Below are 14,049 nucleotides of genomic sequence, written 5' to 3'. Positions count from 1 at the left end.
TCGCAGCTTATGCCCGACTTAGTGCAGGATGGAATAAAGCGTTGTTTTTTCCAAGGGGCTGATTTGCCGTAAAGTGGATCGCAAACTATCAGCTTGGCCCTGCCAGGAGATCACCGTGAGCGAACACCCTTCATCCGCGCATTGGCAGTTGCACAGTATCGTCAGTGGCTTGCGCAGCGCCCGTGAGCAGTGGCGCAGCCGCAATGGCCGCAGTATTGGCGAGCAGGGCGGGCGCGAATTGCCGTCGCGCGAGGCGATGCGGCACATCCTTGAGCAACTGTGCGGCGCACTGTTCCCGATGCGCCTGGGGCCGGTAGACCTGCGCGAGGAGAGTGAGGACTTTTACGTTGGCCACACCCTGGATGCCGCGCTGACTGCGTTGCTGGCCCAGGCACGCCTGGAGCTGCGTTATGCCGCACGCCAGAGCAAGGCTGACCTGACGGCCGTCGATGCCCAGGCGCTGCGGTTGATACAGGATTTTGCCGCGGCGTTGCCGGCCTTGCGTGTGCTGCTCGATACCGATGTGCTGGCGGCGTACCACGGTGACCCAGCAGCGCGTAGTGTCGACGAAGTCTTGCTGTGCTACCCGGGTATCCTGGCAATCATCCACCACCGCCTGGCCCACCACCTGTACAAGGCTGGCTTGCCGCTGCTGGCACGCATCAGCTCGGAACTGGCGCACTCGGCCACCGGCATCGACATCCATCCAGGGGCGCAGATTGGGCAGAGCTTCTTCATCGACCACGGCACCGGTGTAGTGATCGGTGAGACTGCGATCATCGGCGAGCGGGTGCGTATCTATCAGGCCGTGACCTTGGGGGCCAAGCGCTTCCCGAGCGACGAGTCGGGCTCGCTGCACAAAGGCCTGGCGCGGCACCCGATCGTCGAAGACGATGTGGTGATCTACGCAGGCGCGACCATTTTGGGGCGCATCACCATCGGCAAGGGTTCGACCATTGGCGGCAACGTGTGGCTGACCCGCAGCGTGCCGGCGCAGAGCAACATTACCCAGGCCAATCTACAGCTCGATTGCCAGGACAAGAACTGACCTGAATTCAGCCGTGTTCGTACCGGCCCCATCGCCGACAAGCTGGCTCTCACGGGTTCACCGGCACACATGAGTGCAGTGGCTTGGCTGTGTAGGGCTTACCCGCAATAGGGCCGGTACGAGCGCGCCGATCGGCGCCTCGGGTCGCATCGAATCCCGATCCATGTTTAACTTGAACGCTTGTTCAACGAAAAAACGCTGGTCCGTTGCCGGTGTTCAACAGGAGGATTCCTTTGCTGAACCCGTTCATTCCGAACCTCACGTCAATCGACGAGGTGCATGCCCCATGAGTGCACCGACCCCTTCCAACAGCCAGATCCGCATGAACCCTCCGGTGTTCTATTTTGCGGCAAGTTTCATCCTCATCTTCGGCCTGGTGGTCATCGCCCAACCTCAAGCAGCGGGCGACTGGCTCTTGGCGGCGCAGAACTGGGCGGCCAATACGGTCGGCTGGTACTACATGCTGGCCATGACCCTGTACCTGGTCTTCGTGGTGGTCACCGCCTTGTCCGGCTACGGCAAGATCAAGCTCGGTGCCGACCACGACGAACCCGAGTTCAGCTACCTGTCGTGGGCCGGCATGTTGTTCGCCGCCGGTATCAGCATCACCCTGTTTTTCTTCTGCGTTTCCGAACCCCTGACCCACATGCTCCAGCCCCCCCAGGGTGAGGCGGGCACGGCGGAGGCAGGGCGCCAGGCGATGCAGATACTGTTCCTGCACTGGGGCCTGCATGGCTGGGGCGTGTTCGCCTTCGTCGGCATGGCGCTGGCCTATTTCGCCTACCGCCACAACCTGCCGCTGGCGTTGCGTTCGGCGCTGTACCCGCTGATTGGCAAACGTATCAACGGGCCGATCGGCTATGCGGTGGACGGCTTCGGCATTATCGCTACGGTGTTCGGCCTGGGGGCCGACATGGGCTTCGGCGTGCTGCACCTCAATGCCGGCCTGGACTACTTGTTCGGCATCAGCCATAGCCAGTGGGTGCAAGTGATCCTCATCACCCTGATGATGGGCGCGGCCGTGGCGGTGGCAGTCGCTGGGGTGGAGAAGGGCGTGCGGGTGATGAGCGACATCAACCTGTTCCTGGCCTGTGCGCTGTTGCTGTTCGTGTTGTTCGCAGGCCCAACCCAGCACCTGTTCAACACCCTGATCCAGAACCTGGGTGATTACCTCGGCGCGCTACCCCGCAAGAGCTTCGACGTGTATGCCTACGGCGAAAACCGTGACTGGCTGGGTGGCTGGACGGTGTTCTACTGGGCCTGGTGGATTGCCTGGGCGCCGTTCGTAGGGCTGTTCATCGCCCGCATCTCGCGTGGCCGCACCATTCGTGAATTCGTCTTCGGAGTGCTGCTGATCCCGCTGGGCTTCACCCTGGCGTGGATGTCGATTTTCGGCAACAGCGCGCTGGACCAGGTACTGAACCATGGCATGACGGCGCTTGGGCAGTCGGCCATCGATAACCCGTCGATGAGCCTGTATCTGCTGCTGGAGACCTACCCGTGGAGCAAGGTCGTCATCGCGGTGACGGTGTTCATCAGCTTCGTGTTCTTCGTCACCTCGGCAGACTCGGGCACGGTGGTGCTGTCGACCTTGTCCGCCAAGGACGGCGGTGCTGATGAAGACGGCCCGAACTGGTTGCGGATCTTCTGGGGCGCGATGACTGCGCTGATCACCAGCAGCCTGCTGTTCGCCGGCAGCATCGATTCGCTCAAATCGGCGGTGGTGCTGACCTCGTTGCCGTTCTCGTTGATCCTGCTATGCATGATGTGGGGGCTGCATAAGGCGTTCTACCTGGAGTCGCAGCGCCAGATCGCCCAGTTGCATTCGCTGGCCCCGTTCGCCCAGTCCCGCCGTGGCCGTGGTGGCTGGCGCCAGCGCCTGAGCCAGGCGGTGCATTTCCCGTCACGCGATGAGGTGTACCGCTTCATGGACGATGTGGTGCGCCCGGCGATTGCCGAAGTGCGCGAGGTGTTCGAGCAGAAAGGTCTGGTGTTGGTGACCCAGGATGATCCCAGCCACGACAACGTCAGCCTGAAAGTCGGCCACGGTGAGGAGCAGCCGTTCATCTATCAGGTGCAGATGCGGGGGTATTTCACACCGTCGTTCGCGCTGGGTGGGTTGGGCTCTCAGGACTTGAAGAACCGCCGTTATTACCGCGCGGAGGTGCATCTTAGCGAGGGCAGCCAGAACTACGACCTGGTGGGCTACAGCAAGGAGCAGATCATCAACGACATCCTCGACCAGTACGAACGGCATATGCAGTTCTTGCACTTGGTCCGCTAGAGCGCCGGGGCCGCTGTGCGGCCCTTTCGCCGGCAAGCCGGCTCCCACAAGGCGCTGCGTTAACTTTAGAAATTGGTAAGACAGTTGCTCCCGCAATCTGGACTGCCCCAGGAAATTGGTTTGGTGTCCAAGCTCTTGGGTGCAGTCCAAACCTGTGCTGGCTTGCCGGCGATTCGAGGCCAACGGCCTCGTCCGCCACCCTCAGAACGGCGCATCCCCCAAGATGGTCGCCCGATGCATCACCCGCCGGTTGGGTCGGTAATCATCCACCGCAAAATGCTGGGTGACGCGGTTGTCCCAGAATGCCACGTCGTTCTCCTGCCAACGCCAGCGGATGCTGAACTCCGGCCGCGTCGCATGGGTGAACAGCAGCTTGAGCAATGCTTCACTCTCCAGTTCGCTGAGCTCATTGATGCGTGTGGTGAACCCTTCATTGACGAACAACGCCTTGCGCCCGCTCACCGGGTGGGTACGCACTACCGGGTGCGACAGCGGCGGGTTGTTACGCCGGGTGGCTTCCCAGCGTGCCAGGTCTTCAGGCGTAGTGCCGAAGCGCTCGAGCGGGAACGACTTGGTGAAATCGTGCGTTGCAGTCAGGCCATCGAGCATCTCGCGCAGCGGCGCCGACAGGGCTTGGTACGCGGCAATGCCGCTGGCCCACAGGGTATCGCCGCCATAGGCCGGCAACTGCTTGGCACTGAGCACCGCACCCAGCGCCGGGGTCGGTAGGAAGGTTACGTCGGTGTGCCACACGGCATTATCGCGTACGTCGGTGACCGCGGTGTCGAGGATCAGCACCTGCGGGGTTTGCGGGACGTTGGGATAGATCGGGTGGATGTGCAGGTCGCCGAAGCGCGCGGCGAAGCGCGCTTGCTGCTCAGGCGTGATCGGTTGGTCCCGGAAGAACAGCACCTGGTGTTGCAGCAGCGCCTGCTCGATGGCATCGCGCTGCTCGGCAGTCATCTCGCGGCTGATGTCCACGCCGCTGATCTGGGCACCAAGGGCCGGGCTGAGGGGGGTAACGGTAAGCGTCATGTCTTTTTCACTCCAGGCGCCGGGTAGCCGGCGTGGTCGGTCAGCAACCCGTCAGTGGCTTTGCCCATGCCAGGGCACCAGCTTGCGCTGCAGGGCGCGCAGGCCCATCTCCAGGGCGAAGGCGATCAGGGCGATCAGCAGGATGCCCAGCACTACCACGTCAGTCACCAGGAACTGCGCCGCCGACTGCACCATGAAGCCCAGGCCGCTGGTGGCAGCGATCAGTTCGGCGGCTACCAGGGTCGACCAGCCCACACCCAGGCCGATACGGATACCGGTGAGGATATCGGGCAGGGCACTGGGCAGGATCACGTGGCGGATCAGTTGCACCTTGGTCGCCCCCAGCGATTGCGCAGCGCGCAACCTGGCCGGATCGACGGTGCGCACGCCGGTAGCCGTGGCGATCGCGATCGGGGCGAAGATTGCCAGGTAGATGAGCAGCACCTTGGACAGCTCGCCGATACCGCACCAGATGACGATCAGCGGCAGGTAGGCCAGGGGCGGTATGGGGCGGTAGAACTCGATCAGTGGGTCGAGAATGCCGCGGGCTACACGGTTGTAGCCGATGGCGATACCAACCGGGATGGCGGTCAAGGTCGCAGCAACCAGCGCCAGGCCGATGCGCCCCAGGCTAGCGCCCAAGTGTTGCCACAGGCTGGCGTCCATGTAGCCTTGGGTGAGCAAGCTCCAGGCTTTGGCCAGGATGTCGCCGGGCGTAGGCAGGAACAGGGGCTCGATCCAGCCGGCGGCGGTCACCAGCCACCAGACCAGCAGCAGGCTGGCCAGGGTTAGCGTGCTGATCCAGCGGGTGGAAAGCTGGCGGCGCGCTTTTTCGACGGGCCGCGCGTGGCTGTCGCGCTTGCTGGCGACCGGCAGATCAAGGCTGCTCATGCGTGCTCCTGCAGGCTTTGGCGTTGGGAGAAAACCCGCGCCAGCACGTGCTCGCGGGTTTCAATGAAGCGGGGGTCAGACTTGATCGCCCGAGCGGACTCGCCAGCGGCATAACGTTGGCCGAAGCCCAGCTGCAGGCGCTCGACCACACGGCCCGGGTCTGGGGCCAGCAGCACCAGCTCGGTTGCAAGGAATACGGCTTCCTCAATGTCGTGAGTAATAAGGAACACCGGTTTGGCAGTGCGCTGCCAGACTTGCAGCAGCAGTTCCTGCATCTGCTCGCGGGTGAACGCGTCAAGGGCGCCGAACGGCTCGTCCATCAGCAGTACCCTTGGTTCGGCCGCCAGCGCGCGGGCCAGGCCCACGCGCTGCTTCTGGCCGCCGGACAGTTGCCAGATGCGCCGCTCGCCAAAGCCATCCAGATCGACCAGGGCCAGCAGTTGCCGTGCCTTGGCCTCCCGCTCTGCGCGGGCCACACCGGCCAGCTCCAAACCGAAAGCGACATTGCCCAGCACGTTCTGCCACGGCAGCAGGGCATCGTCCTGAAACACCACGCCGCGTTCGGCGCCGGGGCCTTGCACCTCAACGCCGTCAAGGGTGATACGCCCGCCGCTGGGGGTGACGAAGCCCGCGATAAGGTTGAGCAGCGACGTCTTGCCGCTGCCGGAGGGCCCCAGCGCGACCAGCAACTGGCCTGGGCCCAGGCTGAGGTTGATGTCCGCCAGCACAGGAGTGCTGGCGCCGGGGTACTGTGCGCTGATGCGCTCCAGTTCTAGCAAGGCCATGACGGGCTCCGGATCAATTGGGCAGGAACTTGGCGCTGACGTAGGCCGAGTAGTCCGGCAACACGGCGTCGACCTTGCCTTGCTGCTTGAGGAAGGTGGCGGTGTCGGTCAGTGCTTGAGTGGTCGGTGCGCCCAGGGCGTTGGCCTGGTCGGCGGCCAGCGGGTAGACGTTACCCTCCAACAGCACCGGGATATCGCTGGCCTTGGCGCCGGACAGCTTCACCAGCTTGGCCACGTTGTCCTTGTTGGCCAGCCAGGCCGCCGGGTCTTTGCGGTAGTCGGCGTAGGCGTCGAGGGTGACCTTGGCAAAGGCTTTGACCACCTCGGGGTGCTTGTCGGCGAAGTCCTTGCGCACGATCCAGGCATCGAAGGTGGGTGCGCCTTTTTCTGCCAGTTCCCCGGAGGTGATCAGTACCTTGCCGTTCTCCTTGGCCACGCCCAGTGCCGGGTCCCAAACGTACGTGGCATCGATGTCACCGCGCTTCCAGGCCGCGATGATCGCCGGTGGGGCGAGGTTGAGGATCTGCACCTTGGACGGGTCGATGTTCCAGCTTTTGAGCGCGGCCAAGAGGCTGTAGTGGCCGGTCGAAACGAAAGGCACTGCGACCTTCTTGCCGATCAGGTCTTGTGGGGTCTTGATGCTGTCGCGGGCCACCAGCGCTTCGCCGGCGCCGATCTGGGTGGCGATCAGGAAGGTTTCCACCGGCAGCTTGCGGCTGGCAGCAGCGGCCAGCGGGCTGGAGCCCAGGTAGCCGATCTGCACGTCGCCGCTGGCCACCGCAGTGATCACATCGGCGCCGTTATCGAACTTGCGCCAGTCGATGCTGGCCTTGCTGGCTTTTTCGTAGTCGCCATCGACCTGGGCCACCTTGGCCGGGTCGACGGTGGTCTGGTAGGCGACTGTGAGGTCGGCGGCTTGGGCGAACCAGCTGGTGCCGGCGAGGGCCAGGGCAGCGAACAGGCGCAGTGGAGCGTGCGGGATCATGGTCGGACCTCTTGTCAGACAATCGAAGTGATGAATGGCAAGAAGGCTAGATGATCTAAGAAATATAAAATAAATAACTTTTTGGAATTAGCATAGGAGCCATTCGCTTTAAGACCTAGGGCGTGGCGGGGCTTTGGGGCGAAGACCTAATGCGATGCTAGGTTTTTATCGGCTGCACAGCTCAATTGGGAATAAAGCTATGAGCAAACGTTTGCAAATAACCTAAAGCTATTACAGGCCCGTGCCGATACAATTTTTGGCAGTAAAGGTTTCGACCATATGCCTTAAAAATCTTAGAAATTCATACAACGGTCATTTTGGATTTATAGGATTGTCATTATCCTGTAGCACAGGTGGCGTCTTAGACCAAAGTCGTGAAATGTTCAGTAACGATTGACTTGTTGGTCATTCTTTGTGACTAAATCGCCAATCCACGGTGAGCGGGGCATCAGATCCTGCCGCCAGCGATACACAAAAATTAGAACGTAGAGGAGCAAAACATGTACAAGTCCAGCCTGGCTCTGGCCGTGGCACTGGGGGTTCTCGCCCAGCAAGCAGGCGCTGCCGGTTTCGTTGAAGACAGCAAACTGTCGCTTAGCTCGCGCACCATGTATTTCAATGGCGACAACCGTGACGGTGGTGCTGACAACCGTGAATCGGGTCAGGGCTTCAAGCTCGACTATCTGTCCGGTTTCACCGAAGGTACCGTTGGGTTTGGTGTTGATGTCCAAGCTCTGTGGGGCATTCATCTGGACGGCGGCCGTGGCAAGCATCCAGACACCAGCAGTTTCTTCCCAAGCGACTCCGACGGGTCCGCTGAGAGCCAGTGGGCACGTCTCGGTGCTAACGCCAAAGCTCGCTTCTCCAAGACTGAAGTCCACTACGGCAGCGCTCTGGCGCCAAACCTGCCAATCCTCGTTTCCAACGATGGCCGTCTGCTGCCCCAGACCTTCGAGGGTGGCACCATCCAGTCGAAGGAAATCGACAACCTGACCATCAACGCCGGTCAGTTGACCCACGCCATGGGTCGTGCATCGAGCAACCGTACCGGTCTTTCGGTACAGGGTGCTACCGAGGAGAGCAACAAGTTCCGCTACGCCGGTCTGGATTACAAGCTCACTCCCGACCTGACCTTGCAGTACTACTACTCGAATCTGGAAGACTTCTACAAGCAGCACTTCCTGGGTGCCACTCACGTCTTCAAGATTGCTGACGATCAGTCGTTCAAAACCGACCTGCGCTACTTCGATAGCAGCAAGGACGGTCGCAATGGTGAGGCTGGCTACGAGTTCAAAAACAACAACGGCTATGCCAAGAACCCAGGTGAAGTGGACAACAAGACTTGGTCCGCCATGTTCACCTACACGCTGGGCGGCCACGCTCTGATGTTGGGTCATCAGCAGGTCAGCGATGACGGTGGCTTCGTCTGGCTGAACCAAGGCAGCCTGGTCGATGAAGGCGCTGGCGGTTCCAGCTTCTACCTGTTCACCGACAGCATGATCAACCAGTTCGCCAAGGCCGGTGAGAACACCACCTTCGGTCAGTACTCGTATGACTTTGCTCGCCTGGGCGTGCCTGGCCTGAAAGCGTCCGTTTCCTACCTGCGTGGTGAAGACGGTCGCAGCACCAATGGTAACGGGACCTTCAGCGAGTGGGAGCGTGATGCTCGCGTTGATTACGTCCTGCAGGAAGGCACCCTTAAAGGTCTGGGCTTCAGCCTGCGCCAAGGCGTCTATCGCGGCACCGGTTCTGGCTCTGCTAACGATCAAGACCAGACCCGCTTCATCGTGAACTACACTTACAACTTCATGTAAGACGTAGTTGCGCAAAAGAGCCTCGCCTAGTGCGAGGCTTTTTTTTGCCCATCGATTTCTTTATTTTTTGGTTATAAATAAAGCGTTATTTATTCTTTTTGTTTTTATTTGAATGAAGGCACATTGAACCCCACAAGGCCAGTCCACAGCACAGGAGCCGCACCCCATGAGCCTCAAACTCGGCGACGTCGCCCCCGATTTCGAACAGGATTCCAGCGAAGGCAAGATCCGCTTCCACGAGTGGCTCGGTAACAGCTGGGGCGTGCTGTTCTCTCACCCGGCCGACTTCACCCCGGTGTGCACCACCGAGCTGGGCCTGACCGCCAAGCTCAAGGACGACTTCGCCAAACGTGGGGTCAAGGCCATTGCCCTGTCCGTGGACCCGGTCGACTCGCACCACAAATGGATCGAGGACATCAACGAGACTCAGAACACCGTGGTCAACTTCCCGATCATCGCCGACGCCGACCGCAAGGTTTCCGACCTGTACGACCTGATACACCCGAACGCCAGCGACACCTTGACCGTGCGCTCGCTGTTCGTCATCGACCCGAACAAGAAGGTGCGCCTGACCATCACTTATCCGGCCAGTACCGGGCGCAACTTCAACGAAATACTGCGGGTAATCGACTCGCTGCAGCTCACCGACAACCACAAGGTCGCCACGCCAGGTAACTGGCAGGACGGCGACGAAGTGGTGATCGTGCCATCGCTGAAGGATGAGGAAGAGATCAAGCAGCGCTTCCCAAAAGGCTACCGCGCCGTAAAACCCTACCTGCGACTCACCCCCCAACCTAATCGCTGAGGCGAGCGGCAAGCGGCAAGCGGCAAGCTACAAGCTACAAGCTACAAGCTACAAGCTACAAGCTACAAGCTACAAGCTACAAGCTACAAGCTACAAGCGGGGCCAGTTTTTTCTTGAAGTTTGCGGCTTACAGCTTACAGCTTGCGGCTTACAGCTTACAGCTTGCAGCTTACAGCTTGCAGCTTGCAGCTTGCAGCTTGCAGCTTGCAGCTTGCAGCTTGCAGCTTACAGCTTACAGCTTGCAGCTTGCAGCTTGCAGCTTGCAGCTTGCAGCTTGCCACCTTACTCGCCCGTCAACGAGGCAAGCAGGTGCAACCCGAACCTACTCGCACAGGAGAGCGCCATGCGCACAGTCTTCTTGCGTCGTGGTCTGGTCGCCCTGTTTGCGGCGGCTGTGTCCTTCGGCGCCATTACCCAAGCCCAGGCTGAAAGCCTGCGCATCGGCTATCAGAAATACGGCACCCTGGTGCTGCTCAAAGCCAAGGGCACGCTGGAGAAGCGCCTGGCCGATCAGGGCGTCCAGGTGCAATGGACCGAATTCCCCGGTGGCCCGCAGCTGCTCGAAGGCTTGAATGTCGGCTCTATCGACTTTGGCGTAACCGGTGAAACGCCCCCGGTATTCGCTCAGGCTGCTGGGGCCGATCTGCTCTATGTCGCCTACGAACCGCCTGCGCCGCGCAGTGAAGCGATCCTTGTGCCAAAGGGTTCGCCGATCCAGTCGGTGAAGGAGCTCAAGGGCAAGAAGGTTGCCCTCAACAAAGGCTCGAACGTTCATTACCTGCTGGTCCGCGCCCTGGAAGAGGCGGGCCTCAAGTACAGCGACATACAGCCCGTCTACCTGCCGCCGGCCGATGCCCGCGCCGCGTTCGAGCGTGGCAGCGTCGATGCCTGGGTGATCTGGGACCCGTACCAGGCTGCCGCCGAACAGCAGCTGCAGGCACGCACCCTGCGTGACGGCAAAGCGCTGGTCGACAACCACCAGTTCTACCTGGCCACCCGCAACTACGCGACCCAGCATCCGGCTGTGATCAACGCCCTCATCGAAGAAGTACGCGCCGTGGGCAGATGGTCGCAGGCCAACCCTCAGGAAGTGACCGACCAGGTCGCTCCGCTGCTCGGGCTGCCCGCCGACATCACCCTGACCTCAGTCAAACGCCAAGGCTACGGTGCCGCGCCGCTGACACCCGAGGTGGTGGCCGCACAACAGAGAATCGCCGACACCTTCCACGCGCTGAAGCTGATTCCCAAGCCGCTGAGCATCAAGGACGTGATCTGGACACCCCCGGCCAAGGTCGCCAGCGCGCCTTGATCGATTCGCCTGTGCCGGGGCGCCGCTTTGGCCCTCGCCACCTTTGAGGAGACAACTCCAATGAGCCTTAACATTTTCTGGTTCCTCCCGACCCATGGTGACGGCAAGTACCTGGGCACATCCGAGGGCGCCCGCGCGGTCGACCACGGTTACCTGCAGCAGATCGCGCAGGCCGCCGACCGCCTTGGTTTTGCTGGGGTGCTGATCCCTACCGGGCGTTCCTGCGAGGACTCGTGGCTGGTGGCAGCGTCGCTGATTCCCGTGACCCAGCATCTGAAATTCCTGGTTGCCCTGCGCCCAGGCATCATTTCGCCGACCGTGGCAGCACGTCAGGCTGCAACGTTGGACCGCCTGTCCAATGGCCGTGCGCTGTTCAACCTGGTGACCGGTGGCGACCCCGATGAACTGGCGGGTGATGGGCTGCACCTGAACCACCAGGAGCGCTACGAAGCCTCGGTCGAGTTCACCCGTATCTGGCGCAAGGTGCTGGAAGGCGAAAACGTCGATTACGACGGCAAGCACATCCAGGTGAAGGGCGCCAAGCTGCTTTACCCGCCGATCCAGCAACCACGTCCGCCGCTGTATTTCGGCGGTTCTTCGCAGGCCGCTCAGGACCTGGCCGCCGAACAGGTCGAGTTGTACCTGACCTGGGGCGAGCCGCCGGCAGCCGTCGCCGAGAAGATCGCCCAGGTGCGCGAAAAAGCCGCTGCGCAAGGCCGCGAAGTACGCTTCGGCATTCGCCTGCACGTGATCGTGCGCGAAACCAACGAACAAGCATGGGCTGCGGCTGACCGCCTGATCTCGCACCTGGACGATGACACCATCGCCCGTGCCCAGGCCTCGCTGGCGCGCTTCGACTCGGTGGGCCAGCAGCGCATGGCTGCGCTGCACGGCGGCAACCGTGACAACCTGGAAGTCAGCCCCAACTTGTGGGCAGGCGTTGGCCTGGTACGTGGCGGTGCCGGCACCGCCCTGGTGGGCGATGGCCCGACTGTTGCGGCGCGGGTGAAGGAATATGCCGACCTGGGGATCGATACCTTCATCTTCTCGGGTTATCCACACCTGGAAGAAGCGTATCGGGTTGCCGAACTGCTGTTCCCGCACCTTGATATACAGCGCCCGGAGCAACCGAAAACCGGAGGCTACTTGAGCCCGTTCGGCGAGATGGTCGCCAACGACATCCTGCCCAAGTCTGTGTCGCAGAGCTGAGGGCCTGGCCATGAGTCGTGCAACATCCTCCACCCTGACCCAGCGCCTGGCGCCGTGGGCACTGCCGGTGCTGCTGTTGGCAGTCTGGCAACTGGCGGTCAGCGCTGGCTGGCTGTCGACGCGCATCTTGCCAGCACCTAGCGCAGTGGTCAGCGCAGGTGTCGAGCTGGTGCGTAGCGGCGATATCTGGACCCACCTGGCCATCAGCGGCTGGCGTGCCGGCCTGGGCTTTCTGATCGGTGGCAGCATTGGGCTGGTGCTGGGCTTCATCACCGGCCTGTCGAACTGGGGCGAGCGCCTGCTCGACAGCTCGGTGCAGATGATCCGCAACGTGCCGCATCTGGCGCTGATCCCACTGGTGATCCTGTGGTTCGGTATCGACGAGTCGGCAAAGATCTTCCTGGTCGCGCTGGGCACGCTGTTCCCGATCTACCTGAACACCTACCACGGCATCCGCAATGTCGACCCGGCGCTGGTGGAAATGGCGCGTAGCTACGGCTTGTCCGGCTTCAGCCTGTTCCGTCAGGTGATCCTGCCGGGTGCACTGCCATCGATCCTGGTGGGCGTGCGCTTCGCACTGGGTTTCATGTGGCTGACCCTGATCGTGGCCGAGACCATTTCAGCGAACGCCGGCATCGGTTACCTGGCGATGAACGCCCGTGAGTTCCTGCAGACCGACGTGGTGGTACTGGCCATCGTTCTGTATGCCGTGCTCGGCAAACTTGCCGACCTCGCCGCTCGTGGCCTGGAGCGTGTGTGGCTGCGCTGGCACCCGGCCTATCAAGTGGCCAGGAAGGAGGGCGCATGACCGTGCTCAAGGAACAGCCGCCACGCCTGTTGCGTGGCATCCCGCTGGCCTGCAACGGCCTGCGCAAGACCTTTGGCCAGCGCGAAGTCTTGAAGGGCATCGACCTGCACATTCCGGCGGGGCAGTTCGTGGCCATCGTTGGCCGCAGCGGCTGCGGCAAAAGCACCTTGTTGCGGCTGCTGGCCGGGCTCGACCAGCCTACGGGCGGGCAGTTGCTGGCCGGCGCTGCGCCGCTGGAAGAGGCCCGTGAAGAAACCCGCCTGATGTTCCAGGACGCTCGCTTGCTGCCGTGGAAGAAGGTGATCGACAACGTTGGCCTGGGCCTGTCGGGTGACTGGCGCCCCCGTGCGCTGCAAGCGCTGGAGGCGGTTGGCCTGGCTGACCGCGCCAATGAATGGCCGGCAGCCCTGTCGGGTGGCCAGAAACAGCGCGTGGCCTTGGCGCGTGCGCTGATCCACCAGCCACGCCTGCTGCTGCTGGACGAGCCGCTGGGTGCGCTGGATGCATTGACCCGTATCGAGATGCAGCAACTGATAGAACGCCTGTGGCGTGAGCACGGCTTCACCGTGCTGCTGGTCACTCACGATGTCAGCGAGGCGGTTGCCGTGGCTGATCGGGTGATCCTGATCGAGGACGGCGAAGTCGGGCTCGACCTCACCGTCGACCTGGCACGGCCCCGCGCGCGCGGTACACACCGCCTGGCCGCGCTGGAAAGCGAAGTGCTCAACCGTGTTCTGTCGGCACCGGGCACTGCGCCCGAGCCGGATCCTGTAGCCCCTCTGCCCACGCAATTGCGTTGGGCGCATTAAACGACTCACTCACCAGACTGAAGCCATAGAGAAGGAAGACCATCATGACCATCAAAGCCATCAACGTCCGTAACCAGTTCAAAGGCACCGTGAAAGAAATCCTCGAAGGCCCGGTACTGTCGGAAATCGACGTGCAGACGGCCTCAGGTATCGTCACATCCGTGATCACCACCCGCTCGGTAAAAGAGCTGGAGCTGCAGGTGGGCAGTGAAGTGATTGCGTTCGTGAAGTCCACCGAGGTGTCCATCGCCAAGCTGTAATGGCCGT

At 61.8% G+C, this 14,049-nt stretch carries 13 protein-coding genes; 9 read left to right on the top strand and 4 right to left on the bottom strand.

The window, feature by feature from the left end; translation table 11 throughout:
• Positions 1-115 precede the first annotated feature (115 nt).
• Together epsC and betT are read left to right on the top strand one after the other, a co-directional pair.
• Entirely contained in the window at positions 116-1,048 is a 933-nt protein-coding gene (epsC, locus tag ACIPZH_RS22515; protein WP_241805501.1) for a serine O-acetyltransferase EpsC, read from the top strand.
• A gap of 322 nt (positions 1,049-1,370) precedes the next feature.
• Complete coding sequence (gene betT, locus ACIPZH_RS22510; RefSeq protein WP_241805702.1) at positions 1,371-3,332, top strand: choline transporter BetT; 1,962 nt, start codon at positions 1,371-1,373, stop codon at positions 3,330-3,332.
• Between the two features lie 201 nt (positions 3,333-3,533).
• Here betT and tauD read toward each other — a convergent pair whose 3' ends face one another.
• Genes tauD through tauA form a run of 4 tightly spaced genes read right to left on the bottom strand, consistent with a single transcriptional unit; the run spans position 3,534 to position 7,028 of the window.
• Entirely contained in the window at positions 3,534-4,367 is an 834-nt protein-coding gene (tauD, locus tag ACIPZH_RS22505) for a taurine dioxygenase (RefSeq protein WP_400637916.1), read from the bottom strand.
• A gap of 51 nt (positions 4,368-4,418) precedes the next feature.
• Positions 4,419-5,258 carry a taurine ABC transporter permease TauC gene (tauC, locus tag ACIPZH_RS22500; protein WP_400637914.1) on the bottom strand — a complete coding sequence of 280 codons (840 nt, stop codon included), beginning with the start codon at positions 5,256-5,258 and terminating at the stop codon, positions 4,419-4,421.
• Positions 5,255-6,043 carry a taurine ABC transporter ATP-binding subunit gene (gene tauB / locus ACIPZH_RS22495; protein WP_400637913.1) on the bottom strand — a complete coding sequence of 263 codons (789 nt, stop codon included), beginning with the start codon at positions 6,041-6,043 and terminating at the stop codon, positions 5,255-5,257. The genes tauC and tauB overlap by 4 nt, the downstream gene beginning before the upstream one ends.
• A 13-nt stretch (positions 6,044-6,056) precedes the next feature.
• Positions 6,057-7,028 carry a taurine ABC transporter substrate-binding protein gene (gene tauA, locus ACIPZH_RS22490; protein WP_241805505.1) on the bottom strand — a complete coding sequence of 324 codons (972 nt, stop codon included), beginning with the start codon at positions 7,026-7,028 and terminating at the stop codon, positions 6,057-6,059.
• Between the two features lie 500 nt (positions 7,029-7,528).
• Between tauA and ACIPZH_RS22485 the strand changes: the two genes are divergently transcribed.
• The 7 genes from ACIPZH_RS22485 to ACIPZH_RS22455 all read left to right on the top strand — a co-directional run bounded on the left by ACIPZH_RS22485 (position 7,529) and on the right by ACIPZH_RS22455 (position 14,042).
• Entirely contained in the window at positions 7,529-8,842 is a 1,314-nt protein-coding gene (locus tag ACIPZH_RS22485; RefSeq protein WP_241805506.1) for an OprD family porin, read from the top strand.
• A gap of 166 nt (positions 8,843-9,008) precedes the next feature.
• Complete coding sequence (locus ACIPZH_RS22480) at positions 9,009-9,647, top strand: peroxiredoxin (protein ID WP_400637911.1); 639 nt, start codon at positions 9,009-9,011, stop codon at positions 9,645-9,647.
• Between the two features lie 343 nt (positions 9,648-9,990).
• Positions 9,991-10,956, top strand: coding sequence for a sulfonate ABC transporter substrate-binding protein (locus ACIPZH_RS22475; protein WP_400637910.1), 966 nt, complete (start codon positions 9,991-9,993; stop codon positions 10,954-10,956).
• Positions 10,957-11,016: 60 nt separating this feature from the next.
• Positions 11,017-12,165, top strand: coding sequence for an FMNH2-dependent alkanesulfonate monooxygenase (gene ssuD / locus ACIPZH_RS22470; RefSeq protein ID WP_400637908.1), 1,149 nt, complete (start codon positions 11,017-11,019; stop codon positions 12,163-12,165).
• A 10-nt stretch (positions 12,166-12,175) separates the two neighbouring features.
• Entirely contained in the window at positions 12,176-12,973 is a 798-nt protein-coding gene (gene ssuC / locus ACIPZH_RS22465; RefSeq protein WP_241805509.1) for an aliphatic sulfonate ABC transporter permease SsuC, read from the top strand.
• Positions 12,970-13,782 (top strand): aliphatic sulfonates ABC transporter ATP-binding protein, encoded by an 813-nt coding sequence (ssuB, locus tag ACIPZH_RS22460; RefSeq protein ID WP_400637906.1) that lies wholly within the window; start codon positions 12,970-12,972, stop codon positions 13,780-13,782. Before ssuC ends, ssuB begins: the two co-directional genes overlap by 4 nt.
• Positions 13,783-13,826: 44 nt before the next feature.
• The gene (locus tag ACIPZH_RS22455; protein WP_008095172.1) at positions 13,827-14,042 is read left to right on the top strand and encodes a molybdopterin-binding protein; all 216 of its coding nucleotides are present in this window, start codon (positions 13,827-13,829) and stop codon (positions 14,040-14,042) included.
• Positions 14,043-14,049 lie beyond the last annotated feature (7 nt).

The organism is Pseudomonas sp. NPDC089758, from assembly GCF_044748705.1.
Lineage (GTDB): Bacteria > Pseudomonadota > Gammaproteobacteria > Pseudomonadales > Pseudomonadaceae > Aquipseudomonas > Aquipseudomonas putida_X.
The sequence above is the reverse complement of the archived record's forward strand: the minus strand, read 5'-3'. Positions and strand labels throughout refer to the sequence as shown.

Excerpts from the sequence above, each read along its gene's own strand:
- betT (WP_241805702.1), top strand. The coding sequence starts at position 1,371 with ATGAACCCTCCGGTGTTCTATTTTGCGGCAAGTTTCATCCTCATCTTC.
- tauD (WP_400637916.1), bottom strand. The coding sequence starts at position 4,367 with ATGACGCTTACCGTTACCCCCCTCAGCCCGGCCCTTGGTGCCCAGATC.
- tauC (WP_400637914.1), bottom strand. The coding sequence starts at position 5,258 with ATGAGCAGCCTTGATCTGCCGGTCGCCAGCAAGCGCGACAGCCACGCG.
- tauB (WP_400637913.1), bottom strand. The coding sequence starts at position 6,043 with ATGGCCTTGCTAGAACTGGAGCGCATCAGCGCACAGTACCCCGGCGCC.
- tauA (WP_241805505.1), bottom strand. The coding sequence starts at position 7,028 with ATGATCCCGCACGCTCCACTGCGCCTGTTCGCTGCCCTGGCCCTCGCC.
- ACIPZH_RS22485 (WP_241805506.1), top strand. The coding sequence starts at position 7,529 with ATGTACAAGTCCAGCCTGGCTCTGGCCGTGGCACTGGGGGTTCTCGCC.
- ACIPZH_RS22480 (WP_400637911.1), top strand. The coding sequence starts at position 9,009 with ATGAGCCTCAAACTCGGCGACGTCGCCCCCGATTTCGAACAGGATTCC.
- ACIPZH_RS22475 (WP_400637910.1), top strand. The coding sequence starts at position 9,991 with ATGCGCACAGTCTTCTTGCGTCGTGGTCTGGTCGCCCTGTTTGCGGCG.
- ssuD (WP_400637908.1), top strand. The coding sequence starts at position 11,017 with ATGAGCCTTAACATTTTCTGGTTCCTCCCGACCCATGGTGACGGCAAG.
- ssuC (WP_241805509.1), top strand. The coding sequence starts at position 12,176 with ATGAGTCGTGCAACATCCTCCACCCTGACCCAGCGCCTGGCGCCGTGG.
- ssuB (WP_400637906.1), top strand. The coding sequence starts at position 12,970 with ATGACCGTGCTCAAGGAACAGCCGCCACGCCTGTTGCGTGGCATCCCG.
- ACIPZH_RS22455 (WP_008095172.1), top strand. The coding sequence starts at position 13,827 with ATGACCATCAAAGCCATCAACGTCCGTAACCAGTTCAAAGGCACCGTG.